This window comes from Agrobacterium tumefaciens (genome assembly GCF_013318015.2).
Classification (GTDB): Bacteria; Pseudomonadota; Alphaproteobacteria; order Rhizobiales; family Rhizobiaceae; genus Agrobacterium; species Agrobacterium tumefaciens.
In genome coordinates this window covers 652,006-676,761 of the sequence record NZ_CP115841.1, presented here as the reverse complement: position 1 = coordinate 676,761, position 24,756 = coordinate 652,006, and the positions used below count along the sequence as shown (strand labels likewise).

Here is a 24,756-nt window from a genome sequence, read left to right as displayed (position 1 = left end):
TGTCAGATCAGATTAGAACGTGCGCTGAAGGCGAACGAAACCAACCCAGCTGTCGCCGGCACCCGTATCAACACCTTCGGTGCCGTCTACGTCCTGGTAGTTAACCGAAACGAGCGTGGAGAGGCCCTGGGTGATCTTGTAGCCAACAGCTACGCCAGCTTTCCATGCATCGCGATCGCCAACCCAGTCGTTGTTAGCGCCGAGGTCGATCGTGTTGAAGTACTGGAAGCCGGGGGTGATGGTCAGCTTGTCAGTTGCCTTGATGGCGTATTCAGCAGCAACGGTCCACTCGGACTCTTCGTAGTAGCGGTTTGCGCCAGAAGCCCAAACGCCAGAGAGACCAAGAGTGCCTGGGCCGATGTCAGCCGTTACGATAGCACGGACTGCGCCTTCTTCAGCATCGGTGTCGTAGCCGCCGAGCAGGTTGGCAGAAACTGCGCCGAACTTCGCGCCGATGATAGCGTCGATACCTACGTTGTTCGCACGCTCAAACGAACCGCCCTTTAGGAAGTCGTCGGAGATGTTGGAACCGCCGCGAGCAGCTTCCAGCTCTTCAACAGCAACACCAACGTAGAACGAGCCAGCGTCGTAGGTGTAGCGGACAGCGTTCAGACGGGTCTGGTTAGAGCTGAGTACGTCAACTTCGCCAGAGAGACCATCATCCCACCAGTTGTAGTAGTAACCGACCTTCAGACCGCCGAGTTCGATGAAAGCCTGGTCAACAACAACGCCACGGTTGCTGTCGTTGTCAGCCTGGCCACGAAGACCGATGTAACCACGCAGAGCGCCGAGCTCGGTGTCGGTGCGGGTGTCGATGTTGAACTGAGCGCGCGTGAACGAATCCCAGTCAGACGTGCCGGACTTGTTACGGCCGAAGTCGGTCTGGAAACGGATGTAACCATCGAACTTCAGGCAGGTTTCGGTGCCGGGGATGTAGAAGAAGCCGGTGCCGAAAGCGTCGCAAACGCGAACGTATTCCAGGGGCTCAGGCTCAGCAGCGACGATAGCGTCGGCAGCGTGAGCGCCGGATACTGCTGCGAGAGCCGCAGCGGAGCCGATGAGAAGGCTCTTGATGTTCATGATTGACCTCCAGTCAAAGTTTTTAAGTGGGTCTGGGTACTTTTGCCGAAGGACAGCATTCCCTGCCCCATTCCCGTGTTCTTAGAAGCCAAACGATCCACCGCCTCGCTTCTGGTCGTGAAAATACAAAAGGTTTCGCCGCTTGCAATCGCCAACATCCGATAAAGCGCATTTACGTACATGCTTCATTTCGGTTTGTTGCGGAAACAGCACACAGTGGGCACACGGCCCATAGGCGGCTTTACCATGCGTTAAGAAATGACTTGAAAATCCGTTAGTTAGCGCGGTTAACAAGGTCTTTCTAAACTATAGGCCTTTTCGGAGATCCCTTGCCCCGCAGGGGAAGGGCGACGGAAACTTTTGCCCCGCTCCGGCGCCACACTTAGTATGGCTCCCCGGTGCGCACAGAGAAACAACAGTGAAACCCGAGCGGTTCGCCGCCGATTCCCCGATCAACGATTCGGCTCGCAGGCTCCGGCACCTCAATTGTTTGGCCGATTGCGTCCGCAAGCGTTACGGGACGAGTCGCGAAAACGGCGCGGGATACGAGTTTGTGTCACTTGGGTACAGAGTGCTTTATAACTGCCTGCAAGAAACGAGGGGCAGAATCGAGTCGGCCCATTAGCTCTCTCCACTATCCTGCGGTTTATCGTAGGGGTCCGGCGTTTCGCGAAACGCACTGAAGAACGAACTGGCATACGGAAACGCATGCTTTGGGTGTCTGCTGGGAAGAAGTAGCTGTTTAGGGAGATTTATAATTTCAGGCTTCGTGCCGAAATGGCGGAGAGGATGTCCGCCGCGCTTCGTAAGCTATTGAAATTATTGATACGATTTCGTTGACAATGGCCGTATTTGCCATAATTTCATGCATAAAGTTATGACAACGGGCGAAGCATGGCGCGCAATAAGCTTTCAGAGACCAAGATAAAGACGCTCACAAAGCCGGGTATTTACGGCGACGGCGACGGCCTTTTCCTTCGCGTGCGCGCCGGCGGCAGCCGCCAATGGGTCTTTATATACAAACGCGCAGGTAAGCGCGTCGAGATCGGTCTAGGCGGCTATGGCCAAGGCACGGCACCAGTACCGCTGGCCTTGGCACGGGAAAAAGCGGATGAGGTTCGCGCACGTCTGGCGCGCGGCGAGGATCTGGCCACGCGCAAAACCTTCGCCGACGTCATGGAAGACGTCATTGCCGTGAAGGAAGCCAGCTTTAAGAATGAGAAGCACAAGGCGCAATGGCGCATGACGCTCGATGAATATGCAAAGCCGCTGCACAAGAAGCCGGTAGGCGACATCACACGCGACGACGTTGTTGAAGCCCTGAAACCTATCTGGACCACCATTCCAGAAACCGCCGACCGAACCAGAATGCGAATCGCGGCGGTTTTGGACCACGCGCGGGCACGCGGGCTGTTCACCGGTGATAACCCGGCCAGCTGGCGCGGGGGCTTGAAAGAGCTCTTGCCCGCACGCAGCAAGCTGACGCGCGGCCACCATGCAGCGGCGGCATATAAAGACATGCCTGCCATTATGGCGAAGCTTCGGGCAAGTGACGCCGTTTCGGCTCGGGCTGTGGAGTTTACCGCCCTCACCGCTTCACGTTCCGGCGAAGTTCGCGGCGCAGTCTGGTCTGAAATCGATTTTGCTCAGGCGGTTTGGATTGTGCCGGCTGAGCGAATGAAGGCTGGACGTGAGCACCGTGTTCCGCTCACCGGCCGGATGCTGGCTATCCTTGAGGCGCGTAAGCAGGCGGCGACCGGTGACCTGGTATTCGAGGGCGGCAAGGAAGGCGCGGCGATATCGGATACGGCAATGGTGAAAAGTCTGCGGGCCGCGTCAGAGGACAAGTCCATTACGCTGCACGGTCTGCGCTCATCCTTCCGCGACTGGGCAGGCGATACCACCGGCCACCCCCGCGAGGTTGCGGAAGCTGCCCTTGCCCACGCCGTGGGTGATGTCGTTGAGCAAGCATATCGCCGGAGTGACGCGCTTGCGAAGCGGCGCGCCATGATGGAGGACTGGACCGAATACTGCGAAAGCAAGGTTTCAACAGTTTCCAAATCTTGACAAATTTGTAAAATCGGTCTATTAAATGAGCGTCGCAATTGTGGTGGTTGCGGCAATCGGTGGGGTGGTGCCCGCCAAAAAGCAGCGCCGGGAAAACCGGCTCATTGGCGCCCAGCGCCCCTAACCTTCACCGGCATCAGCCGGCAACCGAACCTTCTCAAAAATCTTCGTTCCATTTCACGCCATGACTCTGTCTTGGCTTCGAGGAGTCACCATGACCATTCCAGCGAATGACAACAAGCCGCGCCTGATGACGCCGAAAGAAGCAGCAGCCGCAACGACTATGTCGCGCGTGCTGCTTGCCCGCATGTCCAAAGAAAACCGCTTCCCGCAGCCGGTGCAGATCGGCTTGAAGCGAATCGCTTACGTCCGCGCCGAGGTTGAGGCTTGGATTGAAACTGCGATTGGCGCGAGGGCGGCGGCATGAGTTCCGTTCAAGATTATCTTGGCGCATTGAAAGAAGAACGCAAAAAGCTAGTGGTGCAGGCTGCGGAGACCGGCGAACTTGCCGCAAGCATGAAATCGCTCGCGACAGTCCAACTGGCCATTATCGCTTTCGAAGCCGTCGCATTTGAGAAAACCGCTGCGAACCGTTTTGACGCAGCCATTGAGGACATCAACCGCGTTGCAGCGGCGCGCCAAGCCGGCCTCATCTAAAGGAAACCGCCATCACCTCCAACAACCTGCCGACGCCTGCCGGCAGGCGCGCATTCGTGCGCTCTCCAGAAAGGATTGAGATGGACCACCGATCGCTTAACGACGACGATATCGAGCGTCTAACCGATTACATGACCGCTGGCGCATATGTGCTCAAGACAAAGAACGGTTTTCGCATTCCCGCCCTGGTCGTGGAGCAGTGGCGCGAACACGGGTTTGCCGTCCTGCGCACTAACGCCTTGGCAGCGCGCTACGGCGTCGGCCGCAAAACCATGTGGAACACCATAAGGGGCGCGATCGATGCCGGTTTCATTAAGGAGATCGGGCGCACCGAGGAAGGCCGCGCAATGTACATCCCTGTCGTCGAGCGCGGGGATGATTGGCGGGCGGCACATGACGCACGGATGGCTAAATATGAGCAAGCCTGATCACGCTGGCGGTCCCGTCGACCGTATAGAACTCTTAGGAGCCATCATCGACGATGAGCGCGTGCGGCTCATCCACATCAAGACCGCGCGCCACATTCTCAAGCGCTATTACCAAAAGCATGGCAACGCGCGCGCCAGTGTTAGTTTCTTGCAGCAAGCCACCGGCCTGACTAGGGGCAGCGTCGCAAGCGCAACAGAGGATCTTGTTGACTGGGGCTACTTCACCCGCGTCATGGGTTCCGGCAAACGGCCCTCACAATACCACCCGAATTTTAGCGTCCTACAGTCGCCGGACACTACTAGTGTCCTACCGTCACAGGACGAAACAAAATCAAGCGTCCTACAGCCACAGGACGAGATCGTCCTACGGTCACAGGACGCTAAATCTGGTAGCGTCCCACAGCCGCAGGAGCAAACTCATTTACTTGTCTCGGCTACAGCCAGAGACAAAGTAAATACATCCGCAGCGGGCGCGGGGTCGGGCCTGTCGGCCGCCCCGGCCCGTGCGTCTGAAGATCGCGTGATGACCATTGTCTCGAGCCACATTGAGCACGACAAAGACGATGGATCAGACTGGCTTCAAATGGAGCTCGAGGACGCCGATGGCGCCAAAGAGCAATATGCCGTGTGTGTCCAAAGCGACGAAGATCAAGGCATGCAGGAACGCGGTATGAAAAAGCTCGAACGACTGGCGATCGCTCTCGGCATCGACCAGATCAATAAGCCTAGCGACGTGATAGGCATTCCGCTGCTTCTTACGGCGAGCGACGATTTTCTTCCGCTGGAGGCCGCATGAACATAGCCAACGACTTTCACGCGCTGGCCAACCGGCTGGCGCGGCTTGCGCCAAGCCACCGGGATCCGTTCCGCTTCCATGAGGAAAAGAGCGAGCTTGTGCATGAATTGCACATGCTGGCCAATGCCGTTGCGGACGCCCTTGGAAGGATCGAAGCCAATGACAACACCGCTGGGTTCGCGCCCGGTGGATACATGTGCAAATGCAGTGACTGCGGCAAGCGGTTCACCGGCGACAGCGCTCTTGGCGGTGCCCGCAGTGTGACCAGCAACCACTTCCAACAAGGAAGTGGTTCGGAAATTCCTAATAACTGAGTTGTGGCAATTTTTGCCATGACTGGCTATGGCGAAAATGACGGACCACATGCCCGAGAGAGAACGTCAGGGGTTCTCGGTATCAAACAACGGCGCATTACCGCTGTCACGGTGAGCTTCGTTCTCCCAAATTTTCCATCCTAATATCGGCGCGGCATCCGGGGTTAATTTGAACGAGGCGCTTGATTGTAGGTCAATCACAAAGTTAAAGCCGAAGATGTTTCCGTTCGATGGACCGAACACCATGACCAGGCCGGGGGTATCAATATAGAGGCGTGCCTTTCCCCTTGATTGTCGTTCCCCACAATAGGTTTCGGATCCGTGCTCCTCTTCAAGCAGCCACTCACTTCCGTAGGAAAGACATTCACGCGGCCCGCCATTGTAATCTAGCCAGATCATGTTGGTTTTGAAGTCTGCGCCTTGAAGTATCCCCACCCTTGGCGCTTCACCTTCGACACGTTCCAAAAAAAGCGCCAATACTGCTCCAGATCCATAACTGAAACGGAACAGATCACCCGGCACAAGGTCGTCGACTGGTGTTCTTCGGAGAGCTCTTGATCGTATCATGGTCGCCTCGATTTTGATCGGAAGTCTCGGATATTTTGGAATGTATGTTTCGCATGTACGAGCCGATCTAGCTCATCTCGCAAGTCGTCGTCTTCGTTGATCATATTCAAGAAATCGGTGATCATGTTTTTCGCAAGCCTACCAGTGCGTCCTGCCATCTGCCCGTCGAGATAGATGGCGCAGGCCATCTCGAGATCATTAGCGAGCTCACCGAACTCGCTTTCCCATAAAGTGACGTTTCCGCTCTTTTGCGCCTGGTGGATGCGGTCAACGCGATCCATTATATCAGATCGCATCTGGCCAATTGCAGCAGCCGAAACAGCTAACCGATCATTACGCATTTGGATCGTTACGGCCAGCAAGCCCAACAAACCGATTGGCAGGCCGACTGCTGTTACGGTATTCGCCAGCCATGACAAGTTTTCTGAAGAAGCCAACCACTGAATCAACTAGCGGCCACCCCCTGGTTTTGGCTTTGCGATTTTGTCCTTATTACCAGCAGTGGAAAAAGATTTTTGCTGGGTGTTTTTGACACCGTCTTGAGTGACGCGTCCGGTTTGCTTATTAGCGGGAATTGAAGTTTTTTTGTCGTTCGACATTTTACTTGCATCCAAAAAAATCAGTTGCACTCTGGAAGCGACAACAGGTTGTCATTCCATTTTCCGTCTGCGTAAGTCCTTACGTACTTCCCGTTCTGCCCATTAACGACACCAATGTCGCCGCGGTTTCCGTTTACATAAGTGTAGAAGGTATTTGTCTTCGCTTCGATTGAAGCAATGACCTCAGCCCTCGTCCACTTCCAACCACCACCAGCATTCGGATTGCCTAGATGAGTAATACCCTCGTGGCTGCTGTTTCGATCTTTTTTATTGATACATGTCACAAGCACATCTGCCATAGCGAATCTCCGTTATACCAAGGGAATTATCTTCGTATGATTGCTGTAAAGCAACAGAAATTCAGCGATCTAGGTTTTTACTCACAGCGAATAATATAACTTCTTACATAATTCGTTATGGCGTATAATTTTACTGGATATATTTCAATTATACATCTGCGGTAGACATCAAAAAATATTCTCAAATCGACTACCCGTTTTCGCGCCTCTCTCGGAAAGTATGTGTGTCCGACATCTTGTCGGTATGCAGCTCTCAACACCCTCTTTCATAAGGTGACGGCCTAATGGAAAAAGACAATCCGGTTTTTGACCGGCGCGACACGCCGACTGCAATTTCTCTCGATGCTGGCGAATGGTCGCCAAGACGCGCGCGCATGAAGCGCGGAGACGTCGTGCTCATAGCAGGAGATCCCTTACCGAAAATTTTCTTGTCGGTTGCGCCTCACGACGAGGTGGAGAGGTTTCGCGCGAACGGAACCGCCTGGTACGCCTCCAATGGCTTCGACGGCCAAGCGGCCAATGACAATGCCGATTGGCCGCTGCAGAAGCTTTTGCGAACCGAAGGCAAAGACTACTTCCTTTCGCTCGCAGGTCGGTACCGAGACCTGCACGACACCGCTTCGCGGCCGACGCAGTTGATCGGCAAGGAATGCGAAAACCTCTTCTTCGTAGAGAACCAAGATGCAGAAGGCCGGTCAAAAGGCGTTAAGGTCGTGACAGGCAAGAAGGCGAACCCTGACACCGCGCCAACCAAAAAGACATCTGCCGGCGAGACCACCCGCAAGCTTGCGGCACCGGTGCCTAAGAAGTGGAACGGCGACTGGCCAATCCTGGCGGCGATCGATGCAAAGCGAGAACTAGCGATCCTTCGCGCCAAGCTGGCTTATGTCCCGGCCATCCTTGAAGCTTTCGAGTGGTCGGTCGTCGACGGCATGACGCTCGACGAAATCGGCAAGCGGCTCGGCGCAGGGAGCAAAGGAGCCAAAGGTGAGGCGCGCGCCAGGATATTCGACGGCCTCGGGATTGTGGATCGCCATTGGCGTGCTCAAGACAGGCTCGCCGCATAGGGGTACCCCATTTCCCCGCGCTACAGGGTATAAGAGAGAGAGGCTCGCAGCGATGCGGGCCTTTATCATTTCCGGCAGCCGTCACTGCCGTGATGGTGGGTTGCCGCGCGCGGTAGCTCACCCCAGTTTCCAATCATGGTGCGCACGGATGTACTGCCACCCTGAAATCCCGCGAGTGGTATCGCGGTTCGATCGCGCGCTCTGCCGACGTCTGTCTCCTCGACGACCGGCAGAGCGCCTGCGATTTTTTAAACACCCAAAACATTCATTTCCAAAAATGAAAGGAGGCGACCGTGCGAAAAGCTGCGGCATGCTTTGCCATTTCAAAGACCCTCGGCATTGGCCTAGGTCGCGTCACTTCATTGGCGCAACGTGCTGCGGATGCCGGCGTTCTGCCCAAGGCCGTAGGACGCACCTATCCACCCCTCTCCGCTGACCAGATGGCGCGGCTACTTATCGCCGTGCTGGCCGACAACGGTCTCGGCTCAGTAGGCGAAAGCGTCGACAAGTTTGCCCGTATCCATTCCCCAAGGCTCTGCATGTCGCTCGTTGAGGCTATTGCAGCCGCGTTCGACGGCGGCCGGTCAAACCCGTTTTTCCCGGTCATCAAGAGCATTGTGCTGCGCAATGATCTGGAAAACCCGGGCGTCGATATTCTCGCCGATGTCTGCGGCCAAGGCGTCCATGCCGTTTTCGGTGCCACGCAGACAACCGGCGCTGTGAAGCAGGCGCTTGTTGCCGGTCCCGCGTTCGAAGCGCTGGCGAAAGAATGGCGGGCTGCGCAATGACGTCTGAAGTTACGCGCCTGCTCGCAGAAATTCGAGTGGAGGCAGCGACAAAGAAGGCTGAAGTTTCAGCCAACCCCGTTGCCGCTGCAATCGAAGAAGCCATCCAAAAGCACCGGACACCCGAACAGATCGCTGCGCATCGCGATCTATACCGCCAAGCCAAGCGGCACGTCGTCGAAATCGACGCATGGAATGCCGCCAACACAGACAAACCCGGACGAACGTATCTGCCGCACATGCTTGCCTACCTCGGCGCGTTCTCCTATGTCGAAAAGGACACCTGAATGACTGACAATATCGCTGCAAAAATCGAGCAGCTTGGCTCCGCTTTCAACACCGCCACAACCGACCTGTCTGAGCGAATTTCCGGCCTTGAAAAGAGCTTCGCCCGTATGGACGGCCACGCCAACGACAACTTCGCCACGGGCGAAAGCCTGGCAACAGCGCTGGTCAACACGCCGGCCTTCAAGGAGTTGAACGGTGGCGCCAATCGTGGCCGCGCTTATGTCGAATCTGCCGCCATCACATCAGGAAACACGACCGTCGGCACTGGTCGCTCGCAGGGCACTTCTCTTGTCCCCGCCGATCGCCGCCCCGGCATAGTCGCACCAGCCCAGCGTGTTCTCACGGTGCGTGACCTCATCGCGCCCGGCAAGACCACTGCCGGCTCGATCGAATTCGTACAGGAAACCGGCTTCACCAATAACGCGGCACCTGTCGCCGAGACTACGCAAAAGCCCTATTCTGACATCACGTTCGACCTGAAGACCGCGTCGGTTCGGACCATTGCGCACCTCTTCAAACTCTCCAAGCAGATGCTTGATGACGTCGCCGGGCTGGTCTCCTATCTGGATCTGCGTGGCACAACCGGCTTGAAGCTGGTCGAGGAGCAGCAGCTTCTGTTTGGTAGCGGCACTGGCCAGAATATCCTTGGCCTTATTCCCCAGGCGACCGAATTCGACGACAGCCTACGCCATACCGGCGACACTCGCGTCGACACCATTCGCCGCGCCATCCAGCAGGTGCGTCGCGCCGAGTATACCGCAACCGGCATCGTCATGAACCCGGACGATCTGGCCGAGCTCGAGCTGACGAAAGACGCCGGCGGCAACTATATCATCGTTGACCCGGTGGAAGGCGGCTCGGGCCGCATCTGGCGCCTGCCGATTGTCGACACCACCGCCATGCCAGCCGGCCAGTTCCTTGTGGGTGCACTCGCTACTGCCGCGCAGGTCTTCGACCGACAGCAGGTTACTTTCGAAATCAGCACAGAAAACGCTGACGACTTCGAGAAGAACATGGCGACTGCGCGCATTGAAGAACGTCTGGCTCTGGCGGTCTATCGCCCAGAGTCTCTGGTCGCCGGTGACTTCGAGGCCTAATCGCCAAGCATCCAGATAGCGTCGATATGAGTGGCCGCGCTATCACCGGCCTGCTGCTGAGCACCGGCAGCAGGCCACCCCTTTTTCTTTTTTGGAGAAGCACATGGAAGCAACACGCCTCGATGTAACAGCGCATGTAAAGTCTTATCTTGAAGGCTTCCGTGCAGCCTTTCAGATGGCAACCGAAATGCTTGAAGAAGAGCTCGGCAAGGATGATCCGCAGGCAGAAGAAGGCGGGCCATTCGAGATGGATCACGGCACTGTCCTTGTCACTGAGGCGATCATCAAGCCAGAGACAGATGAAGAGCTTGCCGCTCGCATCAAGCGCCTTCGCGCCAAACAGTTGATCTGATTGCGACGCACTGTTCGCTCAGCCATCTAAAGATCCACCCTTTACCACGTATGAGGACTGAACAATGCCATCAGGCAAGATCATAAAGTGGATGACCGATCGCGGTTTCGGTTTCATCCAAGAGGAAGGCGCACGCGAGAAGGGCGGCGACTTTGTCCACATCACAAGTATGCCGGATCATGATGCGCCACGCATCGGCCAGCGATTTGACTATGACCGCGTCACGGGAATGGACGGTCGAGCAAGGGCAGTAAACGTCCGCGAGGTGACGACGTGGGGTGAGGCAGCGTACCTCTGACCCACCGGGGTGGTCAAAAAGTCCAAGACCCCTCAGCTGCGGACCGGCGGGGGAATGCACTTTTAATGCAAACACAGATTTTTGCCTCGCGCGTGCGCAAGCGCGCGTGCGAGAAATCATTGAGTTTTTTGGCTTACGCCAATCGAGCTAAGTGTGAGACTGATCGAGAGGAACTTACCAGTATGCACAGCCGCGCCAAAAGGGTTTTCGACACATAGCGCCGGCCTCTATGATGGAAAATCGTTAGACGAGGTATTTTCCCACAGCTACTTTTCCTGGCTGTAGAGGAAAGAAATCGTTCAACGATTTGCTCATGATCTGCTCATTAGTCACATTTAGACCTCGCAGATTTGCGGGTATCAGGTTCGCCGCTGCATTGCGATCCGGTTCTGATACATGAACCACGTACCGGTCTATACCGTCTTCCAAATAAAATATCCATCCGGCGTTCGACACGTTGCTCTCCTGCTATGCAATTATGAATTACGAAATGCCTACTTTGCTGCGCATCTCTATTTTATTCAAGAAGACTTCGGTTCTTTTCGAGATACTCTCGTGCCCACGGGTGCAATATGTAGGCAAACCTAGTCATTCTCAATGACAAATTGCTTGCGCGGTGTGCGATATGCTTGTTCACAAGCAAATTTATCGCACCAGTGTTGGCATCTTCGTAGACGGTGGATTCTCCGTCGATAATAAACAGGCGGAGAATAGCCTTCTCGTCCGATGTGAGCGAGTGTAGGTTTTTTTTGTGCGTTTGAACAAAGACCCATCCGCTTACCCACGGCTTTAGAAAAATTGCTGCGCTCCAGATGGCATTGGTAACCAACGCCGAAGAGGACAGCACAAATGCCGCACCGATCCAGAGCCTATACTCGCTTCTGAAACCGTCTATCCCGAGTATTTTCGCATAGTCGTTTGGAGCGAAAAGCGTCAGTGCCGACAAGACTAGTATCGGCAGGGCAATCTTAGAGCTTATCTCCCGCGAGAACATATCTGTGAGCCAACTAGGCATCGAGACCCCAACTCTTGGCGCTAAATTCTCGCAAGTATTGCCGTGGAAGTTCGTCGCGTCGATGCAACCCGCCCACAATCCACAAGGAAAATCTAAATGACCACAGCACAACCATTTGCAATCGTCGAAGAAGACTTTGCTGACGGCACGTATAAATTTGCACTGACCTGGGATTTGGCCAGTGAATGGGAAAAAACAACGGATCGCTCTATGTATGCGACGCTGCTTCACGCTGTCCGCACCGGCATCGTCAATCTCAATGACGCACGCGAAATTCTGCGCCTCGGCCTGATTGGCGGGGGCACGAAACCTACAGATGCGCTGCGCTTGGTTCGTAACTACGTCGAGAATCGACCCGCGGCAGAGAATTTCCCATTAGTGGTTCGGGTGATGGATGCCGCATTCCACGGCAAGGGAGGCGCCGCAGACGAAGCCGAGCCTGCCGCAGTAAATGGCTAGGCGGACCCTTGAAGGCTGGGACCGACTAAAGCGCCGCCTTGAAAAAATCCCAAAGGCTGTGCGCGAGCAGACCCAGCCTGCAATCACTTCCGCCGCACAGGATGTGGCCGCCGTTATGAAGGCGCTGGCGCCAGTCGACGACGGCGATCTGAAGGACAGCATTGAGGTTACCCCCGGCGGACAGAAAACCCCACCACATAGTCAGCCAGGTCGCTCGACTGTTGTACCTGCAAACGCCGCGATGATTACAGCCGGCAATAGCAAGGTAAGGTACGCCCACCTCGTTGAGTTTGGGACACGAGCCCACCTCAATGGCGGCCAATTTGCGGGAACAAAAAACCCCGGCAGCAGGGCGCAGCCGTACTTCTTCTCGGGTTTCCGGCTGGCGCAGAAAAAGGCCGCAGCCAAAATCAAACGCGCGATGTCCAAAGCCGTCAGGAGCAAAAAGAAATGAGCGTAGAGTACGAACGACTTGCTGTCCTCCTGGAAGCACGCGTTGCCGACTTTGAAAGAAAGATCGCCGGCGCAACACGTAATGCCGATCGCAATTTTCGGAAGATTGAGGCTTCGGCTGAAGGAATGCGGGCCCGCTTGAGCAAAGCTTTCAGTTCAGCTGGTGACGTAGCAAAAACCAGCCTTGCTGGCCTGTTTGCAGGGGTTGCTGCCGGTGGTGTTGGTGGTCTCGTTGCTGGTTTCGCGGCAGCTACGAAAGCCGTTGCTGAGTTGGGCGACGCCGCGAAGATGGCCGGCGTGTCCGCAAAGTCCTTTCAGGAATGGCGCTATGTTGCGGAACAGGCCCGCATTCCAATTGACGCCATGACGGACGGCCTCAAGGAAATGTCCCTGCGCGCCGATGAGTTTGCGCAGACCGGTAAGGGCAGCGCTGCGGAGGCGTTCCAGCGGCTTGGCTTGTCGCCTCAGGAGGTCAAGGAGCGCCTTAAAGACCCATCCGAATTCCTGTTGCTGCTGATCAACCGCACAAAGCAGTTGAACGACACCGCCGCTGGCGTTCGCATCTTTGACGAACTATTCGGGGGCACCGGCGGCGAGCGCATGGTTTCGCTCTTGGCTCAGGGTGAGAAAGGAATTCGCGCCCAAATCAAGGCGGCGAATGACCTGGGGATTGTCATCAATGATGACCTCATCAATCGCGCTGCGGAACTGGACGCAAAATTCAACACCATCGTGCACACGGTGGGCCAGAACCTAAAGGCGGCTATTGTTTCGGCTTCGGATTCGCTGGTCGATTTCATCGACCGTTGGCGGGCAACCGAAAGCCAGATGGCCGGTACGCTCACCGCGCGCCAGGCTGAAGTCGACAGCAAGCGACTTGATCTCGAGAACAAGATCCTTGAAACCACCAACAACCAGTTGCTAACGCAGCAGCAGCGCAACAAGGCGGTCGGCCAGTACCGCATTGAGCTTCAAAAGCTGACTGAGGAGAGCGGCGCGATTGCCGGCGCACTGGGCACAAAACTGCCCGAGGTCTCCAAGACGACAGACCGCACTTTCACGCCTATCACCCCTCCGGACCCGAAGGCCGAAAGCGCGAGGGCAAAAGCCACAAGAGAAGCGGAGCGAGAGCGGCAGGCCGTGACCGACCTGATTGCGCAGCTGGACTTCGAATACTCGCTGATTGGCAAGTCTGCCGCTCAGCAGGACAAAATGAACGCGCTTCGCCAGGCGGGCGCAGCAGCAACCGCTGAGGAACAGTTGGCCATTGCCAACAAGATTGACGCCATCAATCGCGAGTCTGAGGCTTATGAAAAGACCAAAGCGGCAGCGGAAGAAGCCCGAGACGCGGCGCGTGATTTCGCTGGCACGTTGGTTGACGGCTTTATTGAAGGCGCAAGTGCCGCTGAGGTGCTTGGCAACGCACTGAAGAACCTTGGCAGCCGTCTGATCAACAGCGGACTCGATAGCCTGTTCAACATGGGCGGCGGCGGACTGTTCGACATCTTCAAGGGTGGTGGCGGTGGCTTCCCTTCGGCTCCTGGCGGCCTTTATTCTGAAGGCGGCTACACCGGCGACGGCGGAAAGTACCAGCCTGCCGGCGTCGTGCACAAAGGCGAGTACGTGTTCGACCAGGCAGCTGTAAAAGCTGCCGGCGGTCCTGCAGCCATGGAGGCTATGCGGCGCGGCCTGAAAGGATACGCTGATGGCGGCTACGTCGGCGCAATACCGGCGCTTTCGCCGCCCAGCATTCCCGACATGAAGTCCATCACGGGTGGCGGTGGTGGTGGCGCGGTAACCTTATCGCCAGTCTATCACATTGACGCCCGTGGCGCGGACGTTGCAGCCGTGGCCCGCCTTCAGGCCGGTTTGGAAAAGACGAACCGCGATCTGAAAGCAAACATCATTGAAACCGTCAGGAAGGCCCAAAAGGGCAACGTGAAGTTGGGGTAAACCGATGTCTCTAATTTACATGCAAAAATTCGAAACCTGCATCAAGGTCATTTCTGACGGCTGCGGTTGGGATGAGGATGGCAACGTTGCTTGGCTTGGGCTCGGCGGTCCCTCGGGATCCTTGGCCAGCGGTAGTCGCGTTTCGGAAATAACGGCGCTGGTATTTAAGCGGTAAAGGCGCATGACATCGAAACGATGTCAGCGACGGATTGGGATGGTAGAAAAGACCGTCTCACACTCATATCCATTATCGTCCAAGAATTCTTTTAGAGCCAAATCGGAAACGCGTGAGTAGGGCGAGGGGCCGACTGTCACTAGCGATATAGGCAAACTCTTTCCGTCCTTTCGTCCCCACTGAAAGTACGGCACCACGCCGAGGTTACTAGACCTATATCGTCTCGCGACACCTTGGTTTCGGAGGTCGACGGTGGTTGTCACCAATCGCCATTCTTGTTCTGCCTCAAAAGCAGGATTTTTGAAACTCAGCGAGAGTGCCACAAACTCCAGGGCTGCACCTTCATACAATTTATCTTCTTCTTCCGGTGATGGAGAACCATCAGGATAAATCTCATTAACTGCGCGGTGAATTCCTAAGAAGAAGTCGTGACAAATCGCAATCATCTCAGTCGCATCATAGATAACTTTTACAAGATAAACCGGAAAATCGTAAATTCTATTATCGTAAAGGGAACTGACGTCTACCTCCAGCGAGTACGGAACCACATCCTTGCCGTAGTCTCTCCATTGGTTCAAAAGGTTGTTTTGCGAACTCATGCAGAAAACGACAGGAATCAGCGTATTGACAGCTTCCCTTATCGCTTCGAGCAGGCGATCTCCAACTTCCTTTTGAACTTCTGGATGGTCATTGCGATAAGACTCGATTGCCAAGGCGGCAATGTTCTGTGCGGTATAATTCTCGGAGCCGTCGTTCAGAAAACGGCTATCCGAAAATCTAAAATTGTTATTAGAGATGATCCCAAGCAGACCTTCGGAACTCGTGTAGTGATAAAGTTTGCTTGGAATAACAGGCGCATATTTTTTAAGCGTTGCCGCAGCCGCTCCCGCAAAGTGATGTCGCCGCGGTGGTAGTTCCGGTTCGTCCTGCTTTTTAAGTGCTGACGGTTTTTCTTTTTCAACATGAGTCAATACAGGGCCTCCCAAATTCTACGCTGTTGCCAGATGGTGCGGTGAAGAGTTTCCCGCTTAAGGCGCTTTTAAACAAAAATGCCTGCAAAAGATGGCTCGGGGCTTTGCAGGCCGGACGGATTATTGAAGAATGCCTCTTGTCCGGGACAAGTGAGGGAGGATCGGCTGCAACCGATCCTCCCTCTTCCGGGGTCGCCAGTGTCCGGGGAGCAGGTCATTATTGCGGTTCTAAACGCATCTGCTCTCCGGCACGCGCACATTATGACTCTGGAATCGGCGCGTTTGTCTCCACATAGAGTAACTATCCACAGGCGATTTGTTCAAAACACTCGTTCTGCCTGCGGTTTTCATAATCACGAGCGGCCTATTTGCCGGTCAAGAAAATCCACAAGCCATTAATCCAAGTCGCCAAGTTGGCGATCTGATCAACTGGGGAATTTCCCCACTATAGCCGCCAATCTCACCAGACTATAAGCGCTAAAGCCTCGCCCCACTCCATCGGTACAGCGTTTCGCTGAATGGTAGCCGCAATAGGATATAGCTGTTGTCAGCTACGCGTGCGGCAGCCGCGCCCCTGCAAAGGAGGTTCGGCTGCACTATCCGTGCACATACGGCGTCAGGGCTGTCTATGAAGTTGATGCCCCTCACCCCGACAACCACGGCCGTCACGCCATTAGGGATCGCGCCAATGGGCTGGATGACAAAAATGCGCAGGCCACCAAGCCATGCGCCCAGGACCATGAGAAGGACGGCGATAAGCGCCAACGGTAGTTTCATCTTTGCCCCCAAGTCAGGGTAGCAAAATGATTGAGGCGTTACCGCCGGTCAAGCCCGCCGCTAGATTGGTTTATGGACAACCGCTCCACCAACGGCATCAGGATCACCGCCAATCCTTATACGCACGCCGTCGGGATCAATAAACTCTGCGAAACGCCATTTACCCGGCTCGATCTCATCGCCAATTTCTAAAGCCGTCTGAAGAAGGTGGACGGTGGAAGTCTTCGCGTCTGAACCGTTCTCAATCCGCGTGACTGTGTTGGCGGTAATACCCGCTTTTTCAGCCAGGTCTCGCACACCCCAACCAAGTCCGACGCGGGCCATTTTAAGCTGAGTGGCGTTCATTTTTGGTACCCTGTACAAATACATGTTGACACGGTTAATTTCGTGTGGCTTGATGTGTACACAGTACAAATGCAGCGACACAAAAGCAACAAGGAACGCCCGATATGGTTAGCGAGTCCCAAATAGATACGGTTAATGAGTCGTTCCCCAACCTTGAGGCTGAGGTGTGTGACGTTTTCAACTCCACACGAATTGCGCTGGACTACATCAGCGCCCAGTTGGTGGCTCACATGGACCACGACGACGCCAACACTGCGGCGTACATCCTTCATGATGCTGCGAACCGCGCGGAGGTACTGAAAGCCAAATTCTATGCGGCTATGGATGCGCACCACGCGGCCCGGAGGGCAAGGGCATGAGTCACGTTGTCATGCACGGCGCGCTCGCCCTTGAGGAAGTCTCCATTTCTCTCTGTGAAGTGCGCAAGGTTATCGACTTGATTTCCCTAGCGGCAGACGGCCCGGATCCAGATAGCCCTTTGGCATTGCCGGGTATTAGCGCGACCGCAGCACTCGCCGGCGCCCGGATAGATGAGTTGACTGAGCGGTTGGACGCTCTTGTCCGGGAATGGTTGAAAGAATCACGTCCACAATAATTCCCAGCTGGCCTTATGACATGCAAGGCCAGCCACCTTGCCGGTGTGCGCCTTCGGGCTGCATCCGGTCCTTTATCACCGAGGAGACCTAGACGCACTTCGCGTCTGGGATCAAGCGCCACCACAGCGCCAACGAGGCTCGCAGGATTCACCACCCTGCGGGCCTCAGCCCTGTTCATCACCTGACATGATATCTTTGGAACGCGAATGCATCCTTTCCTTGAACTTCGCTTCGGCTTCGATTGAATGTGCCGATTTTAAATACAATTTTATGTCGTCGAAGTTCTCAATGGCATTCTCGATAGGCTGATCGTCTGGAAACAAGTCCCTGAGTTCGTCAAGATATTTAAGAATGACCTGACGCTCTCGGTCTGTGAGCTCGTCTCTGCGCTTTCGGTCAAGCTGTCTGGCGAACGACGATATTTCCGAGCGTGGATAGAGCCCCACTCTAATCAACTTGAACGCAGAAGAAAGGGAGTAGACCGAGCAGGCAATAGCGAAAGAGATTACCAAATGCGGCGTGAACCACCACATGGTTTCAGACTGCGACCCACTTCCAACCGCAGCTAAAGTGATAACACCTGAGAACGCGGCTATTGTCGCGATGTGACGCAGAACCTCTAGGTGCACCACCCCGCGTCGAACCATCTCCAGGTCCGCAGTTAGACGTTTTAGGCGCCTAATCACCCATTTTTTGTGACGTAGGGTAAACGAAGCACCGTACCACCTAGTGATCCTTTCCCTCACGGGAAAGAAGAGAATAGTGAGAATTGCCGTTGCGATTGCCGTCTTTAGATTATCCGAGAACGCCCACTGGATTGATTCCCAAAGAAACTGGATCAAAGTTGGTCCCCAACCATGGCGTCTGCGGGATTGTAAAATCCTCACCAAGTTATGGCAAGCGGCAAAAAAAGACGAATTATTGAATGAAATCAAGGGTAATGGCGGAGAGGATGGGATTCGAACCCACGATACGCTTTTGACGTATACTCCCTTAGCAGGGGAGCGCCTTCGACCACTCGGCCACCTCTCCGGTGCGGCCTGATTATTGCTTTAAAAAAATGAATGCAAGGGTTTTTCGCCAAGAAGCCGAAAAACCTGTTGGCCGAACACCCGCCAGCGAAACTTTGCGGGCCATTGGGGAACTTCTTCTCTTCCGGCACGTTCTGGCTTCGGTAACAAAAAGAGGTGTTCTAATGGCTCAGACCAAACTGAATGTTGTCGAAGATACGATCGAAAACCAGATTGCGGAGTTGCGTTCGCAGATTTCGTCTCTCTCCAAGTCCGTTTCCGCTCGTGCGGAAGGCGTTGGTGAAGATGCATCCGAATTTCTGGATGAGGCTCGTGGCCGCGTTCGCAAGGCGGCAAGCAATGTGCGCGCCCAGGGCCAGAACGTTGTGGAAGCAGTCAAGGAAAACCCCGGCACTGCAACCTCACTGTTGACTATCGTCGGCGCACTCGGCTTTGCGATCGGTTATGCGGTCGGCGCTGGTACGCAGCAGAGTTCTTCGAACAGCAGCCTTTATCGCTGGCGCTGATTGCCGCACTAGAGGCTAGAATTCAGGCAAGGCGGGATACGTTCCGCCTTGCCTGTTCGCATTTATTTCAGAGAATTGACGAACGGGGGGGCGGAAATGATGTTCAGCAGCGATCTTGAAGAAGCATTGTCGGATTTCGCGAGAGATCACGGCATTGACAGGGATGAGGCTATCCAGCGCATCGTCCGCGCGGCACTCATCAATAATGGTTATCTCGCTTCCGGCGAAGAAGGCATTCCGCCGGAAAAGCTGAACGCCAGCAACGATGACTAAGACTCAATATCCGGATTTGGATGGCGCAGGCGCTGCCCCGCCCTTGTAGCGGCTGGAAAGCGCACGCAGTGTATTGGAAAACTCCGTGACATCTGCGCCAACAGCCACGAAAGATGCGCCGAGTTCCAGATAACGGCGATTGAAGGTCTCGTTGAAGGTGAGAATGCCGGCAGCTTTGCCGGCCGCGACGATCTTGACGATCGCTGCCTCTATTACAGCCTGCACTTCCGGCTCGTCCAGCCTGCCGAGATAGCCCATATCCGCAGCAAGATCGGCCGGGCCGATGAAGATGCCGTCCACACCTTCCACCGCAAGAATATTGTCGAGATCATTGATCGCGGCGCGCGTTTCGGCCTGCACCAGCAGGCACACGCTGTCGGACGCACTGTCGGCATAATCGGTTATGGTGTTGAAGGCTGAGGCGCGGGCAACCGCCGCCCCCATGCCGCGAATGCCGCGCGGCGGATAGTGCATAGCACTGACCAAAGCTTCAGCCTGCGCCGCCGAATCGACCATGGGCACCAGAAGCGTGCGGGCGCCTGCGTCCAGCAGCTGCTTGATCATCCAGCTTTCGCCAACGGGCACACGCACCACCGGTTCGGCGGGCGATGTAGCGAGAGCGCGCAATTGGTCGATGATGCTGCGAAGATCGTTCGGGCCGTGCTCACCATCGATGACCAGCCAGTCAAAACCCGCTGTTCCGGCAATTTCCGCCGTGATGGCCTCACCCATATCGAGCCAGAGGCCGATTTGCGGCCTGCCGGCGTGGATGGCTGTTTTGAAACGATTTTCGGGAGCGGGCATGATGTCCTCAGGAAAGCAGTAATTTCAGATCGGCGGACGGGTCCGCCAGGATGGCGCGATCCGGCTCAGCGCCGGTATCGAGCAGTTTTTTGCCGGAAACATAAGCCTTGGCATCGTTGACCGCGTCGACCGCCACGAATCGCCCGTCGCGGAAATACCAGACCGACCAGCTGCCTTCGCGCGCGCCGGGCCGCAGCACCGTCTCGTCATAACCGAGGTTGAAGCCGGCGATCTGCAGCTTTACCTCGTATTGATCAGACCAGAACCAGGGTTTGGCATCATAGGCGACTTCAGCGCCTGCCAGTACGTGAGCGGCGGCCTCGGCCTGATCAACCGCGTTCTGGACTGATTCGAGACGCACAAGCTGGCCCCGCCACGGCAGCAACGCGCAATCCCCCACCGCGTGGATATCCTCGTCCGAGCTGCGGGTGTGTTCATCCACCACGATGCCATTGCCGACATCGAGGCCCGATTCGCGGGCAAGGCGATCGTTCGGGGTTACGCCAATGCCGACGATGACGAAATCCACGTCAAGCACCGAACCATCGGAAAGCTCGGCAGCGGCCACCCGGCCATCCATGCCGACGAGCCGCACGAGGCCGGTCTTTTCGCGGATGGAGACGCCGTGCTCCTGATGGATGCCGCGCATGATATCGGCGGTTTCCTTTGCCGCCACGCGCTGGAGAATGCGGTCGGCCATTTCGATCAGCGTGACCTCGAGACCGAGCTTGCGGGCGACGGCTGCCGCTTCCAGACCGATATAACCACCGCCAATAACCAGCAGCCTGCGGCCGGGTTTCATTTCCTCAAACAGCCGGTCAGCATCGCGCTTGTCGCGGACGGTCAGAACCCCTTCGAGATCGCCGCCGATGCTGGCGGGCAGCTCGCGTGGTGCAGCGCCGGTCGCCAGTACCAGCTTGTCGTAGGAAAGCGTGCTGCCATCCTGCATGCGAACGGATTTGGCAGCGCGGTCTATCTCCTCCACGAAGGTGGAGAGCCGGATATCGACATTGTTTTCCGCGTACCACTCCTCAGGCCGAAACATCAGCCGGTCGAAGCTCATCTCGCCTAAAAGGTATTTTTTCGACAGTGGCGGCCGTTGATAAGGATAGGCATCCTCCGAGCCGATGATGGTGATGGGGCGCTCATCCTTCAGCGCCCTGAGCTTTGCCGCCAGCGCGAAAGCGGCCTGCCCCGCCCCGACGATTACCAGCCTTCCCGCCACATTTCACTCCCAGAACAATCGCCAATGGGCAGATTTGCCGCACCCTGCGAAGCCATATTGCGGGATCAGGCGTAACGCCAAGTACGGCCCGCGTCAACCGTACAGCGCCACCAGCCCGGTGCAAGCATGACACATTATCACCCCATACTGCGACACCCTTGCAACCGGAAGGAGCCGGATGCATTTCCTCAAGGGAAACATCGGCTTCCGACAGGCGGTCTGGCCCATGTCGAGACGCAGAACAGACAATTGCGCGGATTTCCTTCACGCACTGGCAAGGAAGCCGCGTTAAAATTGGCATCAGGAAAAGGCAATCCGGGAGGTTGTCATGGCTTTACATATTGATCACCGTCAAAGCGTCCCGCAGGACGAGCAATACGAGAAGTTTCAGATCGACCGGCCCGGAAAGATCACCTTCATCGGGCATCACCTCAGCGCCAAGGATACCATGCGCTGCCTGGTGCGCAGCATCTCGCTTTACGGCGCAGAGATCGAGGTCAGCCCGCATCTGGAGATGCCCACTAATTTCTATCTGGAAATTCTCGGCATTCGCGATGAGATCGGCTGCAACCTGATCCGCAGGGAAGAGGAAAAGGTCACCATCGGATTCAACATGTTGATCGACGCGGAATTCCTGCACCATGTGCGCAGGCTGAGTTTCGAGACCAGCGTCTGAGCCGCATCGGCCGATTCGCGGCCGAGTCTTTCTCTCACGGCGCGACGGTGGAAAAAACTGTTCCAAAACAGGCATCCGGTAACCGGGCGCGACTTGCGTCCGGTTTTTTTGCACCTATTGTGTGCCGGGTTTTCAAACAGGTACTGGAAATCTCAGCCAATGTCCGCTTTCTCACGTCTTACGCCGCTTGCCGTCTCTCTTCCTTCAACCGTTCCCTTCGTCGGCCCGGAAGCCATCGAGCGGGGCCGCGGCCTGAAGGTGGAAGCGCGGATAGGCGCCAATGAAAGCGGGTTCGGTCCTGCCCCATCCGTGCTTATGGCCATGCGGGATGCGGCGGCCGAGACCTGGATGTACAGCGATCCGGAAAATTTCGAACTGAAGGAAGCGCTCGCCATCCACCACGGCGTTTCGCGTGGCAATATCGCCATTGGCGGCGGTGTCGATGGTTTGCTGGGTGAGATCGCCAGGCTAATCGTTGAGCCGGGAACGCCGGTGGTCACCTCGCTCGGCGGTTATCCTACCTTCAACTACCATGTGAACGGCTTTGGCGGAAAACTCGTGACCACGCCATATGTCGACGATCACGAGAACCTCGACGGGCTTCTCGATCTCGTCATCCGGGAAAATGCACCGCTGGTCTATTTCGCCAATCCCGACAATCCGATGGGAAGCTGGTGGGAGGCAAGCGAGGTCGTGGCCTTTGCCCGTGCGCTGCCGGAAACCTGCCTGCTCATTCTGGACGAGGCCTATTGCGAGACCGCACCTGCCAGCGCCGTGCCAAGCATCGACGCCCTTATCGGCCAGCCGAACATCCTGCGCATGCGGACTTTCTCGAAAGCCTATGGGCTTGCCGGCGCCCGCGTGGGGTATGCCATCGGCACGCTCGGCAATGTCGAAGCCTTCGACAAGATCCGCAATCATTTCGGCATGGCACGCGTTTCGGTCGCCGGCGCATTGGCGGCGCTGAAGGATCAGGCCTATCTGCATGACGTCGTTGGAAAAATTGCGGTGGCTCGAGATCGCATTTCCGCGATTGCCCGCAATAACGGCCTCTCACCCCTGCCGTCGGCAACCAATTTCGTCACCATCGATTGCCAGCGCGACGGCACTTACGCCCGCGCCATCGTCGACGGCTTGATGGAACATGGCGTGTTCATCCGCATGCCGGGCGTGGCGCCGCTCAACCGCTGCATTCGTGTGAGTGTGGGACCTGATGACAAGCTTGATCTTTTTGAACAGGCATTGCCGAAGGTCATCAAGGCGCTGGGTTGAGGTTTCGCTTGCCTTCTCCTCATTCCTGTTCTTGTCACGAGGAATCGAGCCAGCCCAAGTCCTTGGGCTGAAAGGAGTCTTTCGCCACACAGACGTGTGCCGGCTGGATCCCCGTGGCAGGCAAAGGGATGAGGATGGCGAGCCAGGCGGCATATGGTGCGATCGACCATTGCGTGCATCGATTCAACATCCTCTGACAAACCACTGTTCGCGAATCGTTTTCCATCAACCGACATCGCCAGACATAAGAAAACCGCGCCGGCCTTGTTCCTGCCGGTCGCGGTTTGATGTGTCAGCGCAAAAGCTCCTTTTCAAAGCCCTCGCCGCATTCCCCTTCGGGTTTACTTTCGTTTGTACCGGTCATCGGGACTGGAGGGAACCGGACCGGAAATTCTGTCGCGGATAAGGTGCGTCAGTGCATCGTCATCCAGTCGCGTGCGGCACGCAGCGCTTCGGCCAGTTCCGCCTTGGTCATGTTGCGGGCAAGATCTGCTCGCAGCGAAGCGGCTCTTTCCGATCCGCGGATCGCGGCGATGTTGAGCCATTTGTGGGCGGCGACCAGATCCACCTTGCATCCCCGGCCGGTCGCATAGACCAGGCCGAGATTGCAAAGGGTGTCGGCGCGGGTTTCGCCACCGGCAACTGCCATTTCGATATCGCGAATTTCAAAGCGTGCCATCGTTTTAATCCCTGTCTTCTCGCCTGTTTCATCAAGTGCCTTCTTGTCGAGGCTAACCTTTGGAACTGCCGTCTTTTGCGGCTTTTTTGTTCTTCCGGCCGGCAGGTTTTCCCTGCGCTTTTGATGACCCCAATATGTCATGAGGCTTTCAACGGGCGCTTAAAAGGCATGATTAATGGGCCGCAAACAAACTGCAAACGATTGGTAAAATTGGGTTTTTGTTAAATATCACGAGGTGCGGAAATTAAGGACTTTCGAGCGAATTTTACGAAAACTTTAGAATTGGATTTCAACCCTTCATTCACCACGATCCAAACAACGGTTTTTCGAATTGCCCCTCTCCCACTCTCCTGACCGACGCAAATGCCGTCTCGCAGCTGGAATTTTCTGTTTCCTTTTACGTGAACGTCAAATACTATCCGCATGCCCGTGCGGAGGACGAAACGGGCAAAGAAAGCGCGACATGGACGGAGGAGTTTTTATGAAGCGTGTGATGATGATTGCCGCAGGCCTGCTGATCGGCAGCAACCTTGCTTTTGCTGCTGAGCCCATTGAAGGCAACTGGAAGACGGCGAGCGGCGAGACAGCCGTAATCGGCCCCTGCGGCGCAGCTTTCTGCGTGACGCTGAAGACAGGCAAACATGCGGGAAAACAGATCGGCAAGCTTTCCGGCAAGGGAAACAGCTATTCGGGCGATATTACCGATCCCGCCAATGACAAGACCTATAGCGGCTCCGGCACCGTTTCCGGCAATTCGCTGAGCATGAAGGGCTGCGTGCTGAAAATCCTGTGCAAATCCCAGACCTGGACGCGGTTGTGAGATAAGATGCGGCGGACAGGCTTGTAACAGCC

The 24,756-nt window shown here is 56.0% G+C and carries 34 protein-coding genes and 1 tRNA gene; 22 read left to right on the top strand and 13 right to left on the bottom strand.

What is annotated here, in order from left to right:
* Positions 1–12: 12 nt before the first annotated feature.
* Positions 13–1,080 carry a porin gene (locus G6L97_RS03400; RefSeq protein WP_013635790.1) on the bottom strand — a complete coding sequence of 356 codons (1,068 nt, stop codon included), beginning with the start codon at positions 1,078–1,080 and terminating at the stop codon, positions 13–15.
* Positions 1,081–1,974: 894 nt separating this feature from the next.
* Here G6L97_RS03400 and G6L97_RS03395 point away from each other — a divergent pair.
* From G6L97_RS03395 to G6L97_RS03370, 6 genes are all read left to right on the top strand, one after another.
* Positions 1,975–3,147, top strand: a complete 1,173-nt coding sequence (locus tag G6L97_RS03395; protein ID WP_174002727.1) for a tyrosine-type recombinase/integrase — start codon at positions 1,975–1,977, stop codon at positions 3,145–3,147.
* A 214-nt stretch (positions 3,148–3,361) separates the two neighbouring features.
* The gene (locus tag G6L97_RS03390; RefSeq protein WP_236773610.1) at positions 3,362–3,574 is read left to right on the top strand and encodes a helix-turn-helix transcriptional regulator; all 213 of its coding nucleotides are present in this window, start codon (positions 3,362–3,364) and stop codon (positions 3,572–3,574) included.
* Positions 3,571–3,804: a hypothetical protein gene (locus G6L97_RS03385; RefSeq protein ID WP_174002725.1), complete on the top strand. Its 234-nt coding sequence runs from the start codon at positions 3,571–3,573 to the stop codon at positions 3,802–3,804. The genes G6L97_RS03390 and G6L97_RS03385 overlap by 4 nt, the downstream gene beginning before the upstream one ends.
* An 80-nt stretch (positions 3,805–3,884) precedes the next feature.
* Positions 3,885–4,232: a hypothetical protein gene (locus G6L97_RS03380; RefSeq protein ID WP_174002723.1), complete on the top strand. Its 348-nt coding sequence runs from the start codon at positions 3,885–3,887 to the stop codon at positions 4,230–4,232.
* On the top strand, positions 4,219–5,028 hold the full coding sequence (locus tag G6L97_RS03375) for a hypothetical protein (RefSeq protein ID WP_174002721.1): 810 nt from the start codon (positions 4,219–4,221) through the stop codon (positions 5,026–5,028). Before G6L97_RS03380 ends, G6L97_RS03375 begins: the two co-directional genes overlap by 14 nt.
* Complete coding sequence (locus tag G6L97_RS03370) at positions 5,025–5,342, top strand: hypothetical protein (protein WP_174002719.1); 318 nt, start codon at positions 5,025–5,027, stop codon at positions 5,340–5,342. Before G6L97_RS03375 ends, G6L97_RS03370 begins: the two co-directional genes overlap by 4 nt.
* A gap of 66 nt (positions 5,343–5,408) precedes the next feature.
* On the opposite strand, the gene G6L97_RS03365 is transcribed toward G6L97_RS03370, so the two are convergent.
* From G6L97_RS03365 to G6L97_RS03350, 4 genes are all read right to left on the bottom strand, one after another.
* Positions 5,409–5,819 (bottom strand): hypothetical protein, encoded by a 411-nt coding sequence (locus G6L97_RS03365; RefSeq protein ID WP_174002717.1) that lies wholly within the window; start codon positions 5,817–5,819, stop codon positions 5,409–5,411.
* An 86-nt stretch (positions 5,820–5,905) separates the two neighbouring features.
* Positions 5,906–6,358 carry a hypothetical protein gene (locus tag G6L97_RS03360; protein ID WP_236773609.1) on the bottom strand — a complete coding sequence of 151 codons (453 nt, stop codon included), beginning with the start codon at positions 6,356–6,358 and terminating at the stop codon, positions 5,906–5,908.
* On the bottom strand, positions 6,359–6,508 hold the full coding sequence (locus G6L97_RS03355; RefSeq protein ID WP_174002715.1) for a hypothetical protein: 150 nt from the start codon (positions 6,506–6,508) through the stop codon (positions 6,359–6,361).
* 20 nt (positions 6,509–6,528) lie between these two features.
* Positions 6,529–6,807: a DUF3892 domain-containing protein gene (locus tag G6L97_RS03350; RefSeq protein WP_174002713.1), complete on the bottom strand. Its 279-nt coding sequence runs from the start codon at positions 6,805–6,807 to the stop codon at positions 6,529–6,531.
* 284 nt (positions 6,808–7,091) lie between these two features.
* Between G6L97_RS03350 and G6L97_RS03345 the strand changes: the two genes are divergently transcribed.
* The 6 genes from G6L97_RS03345 (at position 7,092) to G6L97_RS03320 (ending at position 10,694) form a co-directional block, all read left to right on the top strand.
* Positions 7,092–7,874, top strand: coding sequence for a hypothetical protein (locus G6L97_RS03345; protein ID WP_174002711.1), 783 nt, complete (start codon positions 7,092–7,094; stop codon positions 7,872–7,874).
* Positions 7,875–8,167: 293 nt separating this feature from the next.
* Entirely contained in the window at positions 8,168–8,662 is a 495-nt protein-coding gene (locus tag G6L97_RS03340) for a hypothetical protein (RefSeq protein WP_174002709.1), read from the top strand.
* The gene (locus G6L97_RS03335; RefSeq protein WP_174002707.1) at positions 8,659–8,946 is read left to right on the top strand and encodes a hypothetical protein; all 288 of its coding nucleotides are present in this window, start codon (positions 8,659–8,661) and stop codon (positions 8,944–8,946) included. The genes G6L97_RS03340 and G6L97_RS03335 overlap by 4 nt, the downstream gene beginning before the upstream one ends.
* A complete protein-coding gene (locus G6L97_RS03330) occupies positions 8,947–10,044 on the top strand; it encodes a phage major capsid protein (RefSeq protein WP_174002705.1) in 1,098 nt (365 codons plus the stop codon).
* A 103-nt stretch (positions 10,045–10,147) separates the two neighbouring features.
* Positions 10,148–10,396 carry a hypothetical protein gene (locus G6L97_RS03325; protein ID WP_174002703.1) on the top strand — a complete coding sequence of 83 codons (249 nt, stop codon included), beginning with the start codon at positions 10,148–10,150 and terminating at the stop codon, positions 10,394–10,396.
* Positions 10,397–10,460: 64 nt separating this feature from the next.
* Positions 10,461–10,694 (top strand): cold-shock protein, encoded by a 234-nt coding sequence (locus G6L97_RS03320; protein ID WP_174002701.1) that lies wholly within the window; start codon positions 10,461–10,463, stop codon positions 10,692–10,694.
* 517 nt (positions 10,695–11,211) lie between these two features.
* Here G6L97_RS03320 and G6L97_RS03315 read toward each other — a convergent pair.
* Positions 11,212–11,640: a super-infection exclusion protein B gene (locus tag G6L97_RS03315; protein WP_272438381.1), complete on the bottom strand. Its 429-nt coding sequence runs from the start codon at positions 11,638–11,640 to the stop codon at positions 11,212–11,214.
* Positions 11,641–11,805: 165 nt separating this feature from the next.
* Here G6L97_RS03315 and G6L97_RS03310 point away from each other — a divergent pair, with 165 nt between their 5' ends.
* From G6L97_RS03310 to G6L97_RS03300, 3 genes are all read left to right on the top strand, one after another.
* The gene (locus G6L97_RS03310; protein ID WP_174002697.1) at positions 11,806–12,168 is read left to right on the top strand and encodes a gene transfer agent family protein; all 363 of its coding nucleotides are present in this window, start codon (positions 11,806–11,808) and stop codon (positions 12,166–12,168) included.
* Positions 12,161–12,622 (top strand): HK97-gp10 family putative phage morphogenesis protein, encoded by a 462-nt coding sequence (locus tag G6L97_RS03305; RefSeq protein ID WP_174002695.1) that lies wholly within the window; start codon positions 12,161–12,163, stop codon positions 12,620–12,622. Before G6L97_RS03310 ends, G6L97_RS03305 begins: the two co-directional genes overlap by 8 nt.
* Before the next feature lie 137 nt (positions 12,623–12,759).
* Positions 12,760–14,574, top strand: a complete 1,815-nt coding sequence (locus tag G6L97_RS03300) for a phage tail tape measure protein (RefSeq protein WP_272438379.1) — start codon at positions 12,760–12,762, stop codon at positions 14,572–14,574.
* A gap of 198 nt (positions 14,575–14,772) precedes the next feature.
* Here G6L97_RS03300 and G6L97_RS03295 read toward each other — a convergent pair whose 3' ends face one another.
* Positions 14,773–15,720 (bottom strand): DUF2971 domain-containing protein, encoded by a 948-nt coding sequence (locus G6L97_RS03295; RefSeq protein ID WP_174002691.1) that lies wholly within the window; start codon positions 15,718–15,720, stop codon positions 14,773–14,775.
* Between the two features lie 837 nt (positions 15,721–16,557).
* Complete coding sequence (locus G6L97_RS03290; RefSeq protein ID WP_174002689.1) at positions 16,558–16,842, bottom strand: helix-turn-helix domain-containing protein; 285 nt, start codon at positions 16,840–16,842, stop codon at positions 16,558–16,560.
* A 104-nt stretch (positions 16,843–16,946) separates the two neighbouring features.
* On the opposite strand from G6L97_RS03290, the gene G6L97_RS03285 reads away from it, so the two are divergent.
* The gene (locus G6L97_RS03285) at positions 16,947–17,201 is read left to right on the top strand and encodes a hypothetical protein (protein ID WP_174002687.1); all 255 of its coding nucleotides are present in this window, start codon (positions 16,947–16,949) and stop codon (positions 17,199–17,201) included.
* A complete protein-coding gene (locus G6L97_RS03280; RefSeq protein WP_174002685.1) occupies positions 17,198–17,437 on the top strand; it encodes a hypothetical protein in 240 nt (79 codons plus the stop codon). The genes G6L97_RS03285 and G6L97_RS03280 overlap by 4 nt, the downstream gene beginning before the upstream one ends.
* A gap of 165 nt (positions 17,438–17,602) precedes the next feature.
* On the opposite strand, the gene G6L97_RS03275 is transcribed toward G6L97_RS03280, so the two are convergent.
* Positions 17,603–18,280, bottom strand: coding sequence for a hypothetical protein (locus G6L97_RS03275; RefSeq protein WP_174002683.1), 678 nt, complete (start codon positions 18,278–18,280; stop codon positions 17,603–17,605).
* 99 nt (positions 18,281–18,379) lie between these two features.
* Positions 18,380–18,470: transfer RNA gene (locus G6L97_RS03270), tRNA-Ser, on the bottom strand.
* 163 nt (positions 18,471–18,633) lie between these two features.
* Between G6L97_RS03270 and G6L97_RS03265 the strand changes: the two genes are divergently transcribed.
* A complete protein-coding gene (locus G6L97_RS03265; protein WP_003512218.1) occupies positions 18,634–18,975 on the top strand; it encodes a hypothetical protein in 342 nt (113 codons plus the stop codon).
* A 96-nt stretch (positions 18,976–19,071) separates the two neighbouring features.
* Complete coding sequence (locus G6L97_RS03260) at positions 19,072–19,248, top strand: hypothetical protein (protein ID WP_164876626.1); 177 nt, start codon at positions 19,072–19,074, stop codon at positions 19,246–19,248.
* A 3-nt stretch (positions 19,249–19,251) separates the two neighbouring features.
* On the opposite strand, the gene G6L97_RS03255 is transcribed toward G6L97_RS03260, so the two are convergent.
* Both G6L97_RS03255 and G6L97_RS03250 read right to left on the bottom strand, forming a co-directional pair.
* A complete protein-coding gene (locus G6L97_RS03255; protein WP_111783196.1) occupies positions 19,252–20,052 on the bottom strand; it encodes an aldolase/citrate lyase family protein in 801 nt (266 codons plus the stop codon).
* 7 nt (positions 20,053–20,059) lie between these two features.
* On the bottom strand, positions 20,060–21,277 hold the full coding sequence (locus tag G6L97_RS03250; protein WP_111783197.1) for an NAD(P)/FAD-dependent oxidoreductase: 1,218 nt from the start codon (positions 21,275–21,277) through the stop codon (positions 20,060–20,062).
* Between the two features lie 328 nt (positions 21,278–21,605).
* On the opposite strand from G6L97_RS03250, the gene G6L97_RS03245 reads away from it, so the two are divergent.
* The gene (locus G6L97_RS03245) at positions 21,606–21,953 is read left to right on the top strand and encodes a hypothetical protein (protein WP_013635784.1); all 348 of its coding nucleotides are present in this window, start codon (positions 21,606–21,608) and stop codon (positions 21,951–21,953) included.
* A 159-nt stretch (positions 21,954–22,112) separates the two neighbouring features.
* Positions 22,113–23,225 carry a pyridoxal phosphate-dependent aminotransferase gene (locus G6L97_RS03240; protein WP_111783198.1) on the top strand — a complete coding sequence of 371 codons (1,113 nt, stop codon included), beginning with the start codon at positions 22,113–22,115 and terminating at the stop codon, positions 23,223–23,225.
* Between the two features lie 412 nt (positions 23,226–23,637).
* Here the strand turns inward: G6L97_RS03240 and G6L97_RS03235 are convergent, their stop codons facing one another.
* Complete coding sequence (locus tag G6L97_RS03235; RefSeq protein WP_003496982.1) at positions 23,638–23,904, bottom strand: SEL1-like repeat protein; 267 nt, start codon at positions 23,902–23,904, stop codon at positions 23,638–23,640.
* Positions 23,905–24,385: 481 nt separating this feature from the next.
* Between G6L97_RS03235 and G6L97_RS03230 the strand changes: the two genes are divergently transcribed.
* Positions 24,386–24,724: a DUF2147 domain-containing protein gene (locus G6L97_RS03230; RefSeq protein WP_013635782.1), complete on the top strand. Its 339-nt coding sequence runs from the start codon at positions 24,386–24,388 to the stop codon at positions 24,722–24,724.
* Positions 24,725–24,756 lie beyond the last annotated feature (32 nt).

Coding starts and splice junctions, on each gene's coding strand:
- G6L97_RS03285 (WP_174002687.1), top strand. CDS start 16,947: ATGGTTAGCGAGTCCCAAATAGATACGGTTAATGAGTCGTTCCCCAAC.
- G6L97_RS03375 (WP_174002721.1), top strand. CDS start 4,219: ATGAGCAAGCCTGATCACGCTGGCGGTCCCGTCGACCGTATAGAACTC.
- G6L97_RS03260 (WP_164876626.1), top strand. CDS start 19,072: ATGATGTTCAGCAGCGATCTTGAAGAAGCATTGTCGGATTTCGCGAGA.
- G6L97_RS03345 (WP_174002711.1), top strand. CDS start 7,092: ATGGAAAAAGACAATCCGGTTTTTGACCGGCGCGACACGCCGACTGCA.
- G6L97_RS03325 (WP_174002703.1), top strand. CDS start 10,148: ATGGAAGCAACACGCCTCGATGTAACAGCGCATGTAAAGTCTTATCTT.
- G6L97_RS03355 (WP_174002715.1), bottom strand. CDS start 6,508: ATGTCGAACGACAAAAAAACTTCAATTCCCGCTAATAAGCAAACCGGA.
- G6L97_RS03245 (WP_013635784.1), top strand. CDS start 21,606: ATGGCTTTACATATTGATCACCGTCAAAGCGTCCCGCAGGACGAGCAA.
- G6L97_RS03400 (WP_013635790.1), bottom strand. CDS start 1,080: ATGAACATCAAGAGCCTTCTCATCGGCTCCGCTGCGGCTCTCGCAGCA.
- G6L97_RS03235 (WP_003496982.1), bottom strand. CDS start 23,904: ATGGCACGCTTTGAAATTCGCGATATCGAAATGGCAGTTGCCGGTGGC.
- G6L97_RS03395 (WP_174002727.1), top strand. CDS start 1,975: ATGGCGCGCAATAAGCTTTCAGAGACCAAGATAAAGACGCTCACAAAG.
- G6L97_RS03385 (WP_174002725.1), top strand. CDS start 3,571: ATGAGTTCCGTTCAAGATTATCTTGGCGCATTGAAAGAAGAACGCAAA.
- G6L97_RS03380 (WP_174002723.1), top strand. CDS start 3,885: ATGGACCACCGATCGCTTAACGACGACGATATCGAGCGTCTAACCGAT.
- G6L97_RS03310 (WP_174002697.1), top strand. CDS start 11,806: ATGACCACAGCACAACCATTTGCAATCGTCGAAGAAGACTTTGCTGAC.
- G6L97_RS03255 (WP_111783196.1), bottom strand. CDS start 20,052: ATGCCCGCTCCCGAAAATCGTTTCAAAACAGCCATCCACGCCGGCAGG.
- G6L97_RS03350 (WP_174002713.1), bottom strand. CDS start 6,807: ATGGCAGATGTGCTTGTGACATGTATCAATAAAAAAGATCGAAACAGC.
- G6L97_RS03335 (WP_174002707.1), top strand. CDS start 8,659: ATGACGTCTGAAGTTACGCGCCTGCTCGCAGAAATTCGAGTGGAGGCA.
- G6L97_RS03230 (WP_013635782.1), top strand. CDS start 24,386: ATGAAGCGTGTGATGATGATTGCCGCAGGCCTGCTGATCGGCAGCAAC.
- G6L97_RS03265 (WP_003512218.1), top strand. CDS start 18,634: ATGGCTCAGACCAAACTGAATGTTGTCGAAGATACGATCGAAAACCAG.
- G6L97_RS03320 (WP_174002701.1), top strand. CDS start 10,461: ATGCCATCAGGCAAGATCATAAAGTGGATGACCGATCGCGGTTTCGGT.
- G6L97_RS03330 (WP_174002705.1), top strand. CDS start 8,947: ATGACTGACAATATCGCTGCAAAAATCGAGCAGCTTGGCTCCGCTTTC.
- G6L97_RS03370 (WP_174002719.1), top strand. CDS start 5,025: ATGAACATAGCCAACGACTTTCACGCGCTGGCCAACCGGCTGGCGCGG.
- G6L97_RS03280 (WP_174002685.1), top strand. CDS start 17,198: ATGAGTCACGTTGTCATGCACGGCGCGCTCGCCCTTGAGGAAGTCTCC.
- G6L97_RS03305 (WP_174002695.1), top strand. CDS start 12,161: ATGGCTAGGCGGACCCTTGAAGGCTGGGACCGACTAAAGCGCCGCCTT.
- G6L97_RS03290 (WP_174002689.1), bottom strand. CDS start 16,842: ATGAACGCCACTCAGCTTAAAATGGCCCGCGTCGGACTTGGTTGGGGT.
- G6L97_RS03390 (WP_236773610.1), top strand. CDS start 3,362: ATGACCATTCCAGCGAATGACAACAAGCCGCGCCTGATGACGCCGAAA.
- G6L97_RS03240 (WP_111783198.1), top strand. CDS start 22,113: ATGTCCGCTTTCTCACGTCTTACGCCGCTTGCCGTCTCTCTTCCTTCA.